Here is a 4,712-nt window from a genome sequence, read left to right on the forward strand (position 1 = left end):
CTGTTCACGGGCACCGAGTGCTACCCCCGCTCGACGGTGACCCGCTCCACGACGATGTCTTCCAGGGGCTTGTCGTGCGGGGGCGCCGTCTTCGTCGTCGCGATCGTGTCAACCACGTTACGCGACTCCTGGTCCGCCACCTCACCGAAGATCGTGTGCTTGAAGTTCAGCCACGTCGTCGGCGCCACCGTGATGAAGAACTGCGAGCCGTTCGCGTCGCGGCGGCCGGGGTTGGCCATGCCGAGCAGGTACGGCTTGTTGAACTGCAGCTCCGGGTGGAACTCGTCGGCGAACTCGTAGCCGGGACCACCGCGGCCGGTGCCGGTCGGGTCGCCGGTCTGGATCATGAAGCCGTCGATGACCCGGTGGAAGATCATGCCGTCGTAGTAGGGGCCGGAGGTGCCGCCCTTCGAGTTGCGCGGGCCGTACTCCCTGGTGCCCTCGGCGAGACCGACGAAGTTCGCCACGGTCTTGGGCGCCTGATCAGGGAAGAGGTTGATCCGGATGTCGCCCTTCGAGGTATGCAGGGTTGCCGATACCTTGACCCCGACGAGGGACTCGTTGCTTTCTGCCACCCGGTCATCGTGCCATCTTGAGCAGGATCCGTCCGGAAGGGGCAGGATAGAACTGTCGGACTAGCCACCCTGGAGCAGACTATGGACGATGTGAAGGCCATGACCCGGGCCGGAGAGACGGTCGGCAAGGCCGTCAGCTCAGGTTGGCTCGCGGCTCGTCGTAGCGCGAAGCGCGCTGGTCAGGCAGGTGTCGACGCGACATCGCGCGCGGCGCTGAGCGCCGAGGCCAAGCTCTCCGAGCGTGGAGTAGCGCCGCGGCAGCTCGCCGAGGCGTTGGCCGAGAGCGCCGAGGTCGCTCGCCAGGAGGTCGCCAAGACCACCCGGCGTGCCCGGCGCAAGCTGGCGAAGAAGGCCAAGCACACGCGCAAGGACCTGGCCAAGGCAGCGAAGCAGGCCCGCAGGAGCGCCACGAAGAGCAAGGCGGCCAAGTCGGCCAAGCAGATCAAGGCCGACGCGAAGAAGCTGAGGGCTTCCGCGAAGGTGGAGACGAAGAAGCTGAAGGGCCGGCTGCAGGACGAGGCGGCGGCGCTGGCCGGGAAGAAGCGCAAGCGCCGCTGGCCGAAGCTGCTGCTGCTCGTGATCATCGCGGGCGGCGTCGCGGCCGTCGTACGCAGCAAGGCCGCACAGCAGGAGGACCCGGTGCCGCCCACGCCGCCGGCCGAGCCGGCGACGCCCGAGACGGCCGACGCGTCACAGAACAACGGTCAGGCGCAGAAGTCCAGCACGAAGAGCTAGGTGTTCAGGTCTCGGCCCCGCCGGTACACGCCGGCGGGGCCGAGATCGTTCACAGCCCGAGCGCGGTGATCGCCTGCTTGGCGATCTCCTTGGCCTTGATCGTCTGCTCCTGGTTGGTGGAGACGACCACGGCGGACGAGTCCTTGGCGACCGCGTACACCGCGCCGCTGTCCTTGGACTCCGCGCCGCCCTTCCAACCGCCGGGCAACTCGGCCGGGTTGGACGTGGTCACGGGCGCGGCGGCGTCGACGAGCGCCTTCGCGACGTTGGCGTCACCCCGGTACACGCGGACCGTCAGCTGCACCGAGCCGTCCGGCCGGTAGAAGAAGCACGCCGGCGGCTGGTCGGCCGAGGTCTGCACCTTGCCGACGTGCTGGCCGTTCGTGTCCGCGACGTAGTCCTCGTCGAGGTACGGGCAGGGCCCGGCGGCGGTCGGCTGCGGCTCCGGCGGCAGCGCGGCCTCGGTGGGGCTCGCCGTGGACGTCGGCGTGGTCGCGACGACGGTCGGGTCGTCCGTCTCCTCCGTGCAGCCGGCGAGCGCGACCAGCAGCAGGGGAGCGAGCAGGAGAGCGCGTTTCATAGGGTGCTGAGTGAACCACACAGGGGGTTTGACGTGTTCCGCAACCTGTTCCTGGTGCTGGTGCCCGGCGCCGACCCTGCCGACCGCGTGGTGCACGCGGACGCCCTGTCGGAGACGACCATCGTCCCGGTCCCCTCGGGTCCAGCCGCGGTCTCGGTGGTGTCGTCCTTCGGGGAGGTGCACCTGATCGAGCTGTACGGGGGCCTGGGCCTCGACACGGCCGCAGCGGTGTCGAGGCCGGGCGTACCGGTGGGGTTCCCCGGGCTCGCGATGCCACCGGTGGCGGCCGCGGTGCTGTTCGAGGACCCGGTCGCGGCGCGCTGGACGTTCGGCGCGACCACGGTCGCCACGGTGCCGTCGGTGACCGCCGCGCCGGAGGTGGCGGTGTCACTGGTGGCCGCCGGGGCGGAGCGGGTGGAGCTCTGCGGCGGCATGGGCCCGCTGATTGCGGCGGAGGTGGCGGCGGCGGTCGACGTGCCGGTGACGACGGTGCTGTTCGGCGTCGAGTCGCTGCCGTCCGCCGTGGCGTACCGAACGCGCTTCGCGGCGGCGCTGTCGCAGATGTCGTCACAGAGCCCGAACGGTTGATTGCGAACAGTGTTCCCTCGATTAATGTGAGAAGAAATCACATTGAGCTCGAGGAGGCGTCCCGTGATCCGCAGGGTTGTCAGTACCGCCACGCTCGTGTCCGCGCTGGTCGCCGCGCCGTTGCTGGTGGCGGGTCCGGCATCGGCCATCCCCGCGTGCAAGGCGGGCTACCAGTGCGACCGCTTCTACTACTCGAACGCCGCCCACGACGACGTGGTAGGCGGCTACACCCGCTTCTGCGACGGCACGACGACCACCTGGGGCGAGACGACGACCTACGTGGTGACGGTCCAGTCCGCATGCCAGTGATCCCGTTGTCGATCTCGCCGCTCCTCGACCGACGCCCCGGTGAGAAGGACATCCGGAGCGTGAGGAGCGATCGTGGCGAAGCAGTTCGAGGTCCGCTGGGAAGGTGACCTGACCGGTACCCCGACGGAGGTCTGGGACGCGTTCACGGTCCACACGGCCGGTTGGTACTGGAAGATCCAGTACGAGCCGCGGGTCGGCGGCGCGGAGACCGGCCTCACCCAGGCCGGCGGCGTGGTGACGGTGTGGGAGCCAGGCAAGCACCTCACCACCCGCCTGGACGGCGACGGCGGGTTCTTCAACCAGCTCGACTACCGCCTCGAACCGAGCGGCACCGGGACGCACCTGACGTTCACCCACCAGGGCGCCTTCGCGGAGGAGCGGTACGACCAGGACCTCGACATGTGCCAGCAGCACACCCGCCTGTACTACCACTCACTCGGCGAGTACCTGCGCCACTTCCCCGGCCGCGACGCCGTCTACGTCGCGACCGACGCGCCGGGCAGCTTCGCCTCACTGCGGGAGTCGCTCGGTATCCCGTCGACCGCCACGGTCGGCGACGAGGTCACCCTCGCGCCGGTGGGTGTCGTCGACTACGCGACAGGTCCGTTCCTGGGGGTACGGACAGCGGACGCGCTGTACCGGTTCTTCGGCCGGGACACGTGGGGCCTGCCCGTGGGCGTCGCCATGCACCTGTTCACCGACGACACCGAGCCGACGGCCACCACGTGGAAGCGATTCCTACAGTCCTACAGCGGTAGCACCCGGTCGTGAACGACATGACTGTCAGCCGCTGCGGACCGTGGACGGCAGCGGCTCTGATGGCCAGCGGCTGGACGCCCGTCCTAGTGGAGACGAGGGGAATCGAACCCTGACCTGCCTTGCAAGGGTGCTTGCTGTTACGCGGAGCAACTTTGATTTCTCCCCCGCTCGGCGCTGAGTGAGACTCTGACGGATCTTGGCCGTGATTCCCCGCGGCTTCCCCCTCCTCCGGGCACGTGAAGGCTACGACGGGGGCACCACGCTGAGTTGTGCCTTCGTGCAGATCGCCAACTCGACGCCGTCAAAGAGCACTAGTTGTCCGGCGGTCTTACGCGCCTTCCAACAGGTAGCCGCCGAGGTCATGGCGGGTTGACGCCCGGCGGCCGTGAGCGGAGCGGCAGGCGGTCCGGCTGGTGCGGCGCGCTTGCGCGCCCGCCTCGATGCCATAGCGCCAAGTCCAGCAGCCCACGAACCGCGACAGCAACAGCGGATCCGACAGAGGTAATCAGCGAGTGTTGCGCGGAACTCAGCGTGATCACAGCTATCGCTGGTACACCGGCCGGGTAGGACCTGGTACCCAATCGGAGACATGACACGCCTCCGATCTCCTGATCGCAATTATTGTCGTACGTATGTGCGATGATCGCGCAGTCATAGGGTCTCGAAGGGAGGTGCCGAGTTGAGCAGGCCAAGCACTAGTCCCGTGTGGATCATGCACTTCACGGACATGGACAACCTTCCCGGCATCGTCGCAAGGGGCGCCCTGCTCGCCGACAGCATGATCAGGGCGGTAGGTGGGCCGGCTTTCGAGTGCGCAGACACGTCCATCAAACACAGACGCAGAACCATCCCAATCCGCGTTAGCCCATTCGGCTTGGTCGGCGACTATGTCCCATTCTATTACGCACCACGGTCGCCAATGTTGTACAGGATCTGGAAGGGCGGCGTTCCGGGGTATCAGCGTGGTCAGGCGAGCCTTGTTTACCTAGTTTCGTCGGTAGAGACTGTTCTATCCAACGGCCTCACATGGGTGGGAAGTGACGGGAACTGCGCAGCAGCAATGACCGATCACTACAACGATTGGAACGAACTTACTCGGGCTATCGATTGGCCATTGATGACCGAGAGGATATGGCGCAACACGGACGAAGACGGCGACCGATTAC

General features: G+C 67.4%; 7 protein-coding genes. 5 read left to right on the forward strand and 2 right to left on the reverse strand.

Going from position 1 to position 4,712, the window contains the following annotated elements; translation table 11 throughout:
• Nucleotides 1-20: 20 nt before the first annotated feature.
• Nucleotides 21-575 carry a peptidylprolyl isomerase gene (locus tag ACJ73U_RS42145; RefSeq protein WP_407783391.1) on the reverse strand — a complete coding sequence of 185 codons (555 nt, stop codon included), beginning with the start codon at nucleotides 573-575 and terminating at the stop codon, nucleotides 21-23.
• A gap of 81 nt (nucleotides 576-656) precedes the next feature.
• On the opposite strand from ACJ73U_RS42145, the gene ACJ73U_RS42150 reads away from it, so the two are divergent.
• Nucleotides 657-1,310 (forward strand): hypothetical protein, encoded by a 654-nt coding sequence (locus ACJ73U_RS42150; protein ID WP_407783392.1) that lies wholly within the window; start codon nucleotides 657-659, stop codon nucleotides 1,308-1,310.
• A gap of 49 nt (nucleotides 1,311-1,359) precedes the next feature.
• On the opposite strand, the gene ACJ73U_RS42155 is transcribed toward ACJ73U_RS42150, so the two are convergent.
• A complete protein-coding gene (locus tag ACJ73U_RS42155) occupies nucleotides 1,360-1,890 on the reverse strand; it encodes a DUF2020 domain-containing protein (protein ID WP_407783393.1) in 531 nt (176 codons plus the stop codon).
• A gap of 33 nt (nucleotides 1,891-1,923) precedes the next feature.
• Here ACJ73U_RS42155 and ACJ73U_RS42160 point away from each other — a divergent pair, with 33 nt between their 5' ends.
• From ACJ73U_RS42160 to ACJ73U_RS42175, 4 genes are all read left to right on the forward strand, one after another.
• Nucleotides 1,924-2,478 carry a DUF6506 family protein gene (locus tag ACJ73U_RS42160; protein ID WP_407783394.1) on the forward strand — a complete coding sequence of 185 codons (555 nt, stop codon included), beginning with the start codon at nucleotides 1,924-1,926 and terminating at the stop codon, nucleotides 2,476-2,478.
• Between the two features lie 63 nt (nucleotides 2,479-2,541).
• The gene (locus ACJ73U_RS42165; protein WP_407783395.1) at nucleotides 2,542-2,787 is read left to right on the forward strand and encodes a DUF6289 family protein; all 246 of its coding nucleotides are present in this window, start codon (nucleotides 2,542-2,544) and stop codon (nucleotides 2,785-2,787) included.
• A gap of 72 nt (nucleotides 2,788-2,859) precedes the next feature.
• Nucleotides 2,860-3,558 (forward strand): SRPBCC domain-containing protein, encoded by a 699-nt coding sequence (locus ACJ73U_RS42170; protein WP_407783396.1) that lies wholly within the window; start codon nucleotides 2,860-2,862, stop codon nucleotides 3,556-3,558.
• A 700-nt stretch (nucleotides 3,559-4,258) separates the two neighbouring features.
• Nucleotides 4,259-4,712: DUF4433 domain-containing protein (locus ACJ73U_RS42175; protein ID WP_407783397.1), on the forward strand; the 454-nt coding region annotated here is incomplete at its 3' end.

This window comes from Actinophytocola sp. (assembly GCF_045807065.1).
Classification (GTDB): domain Bacteria; phylum Actinomycetota; class Actinomycetes; order Mycobacteriales; family Pseudonocardiaceae; genus Actinophytocola.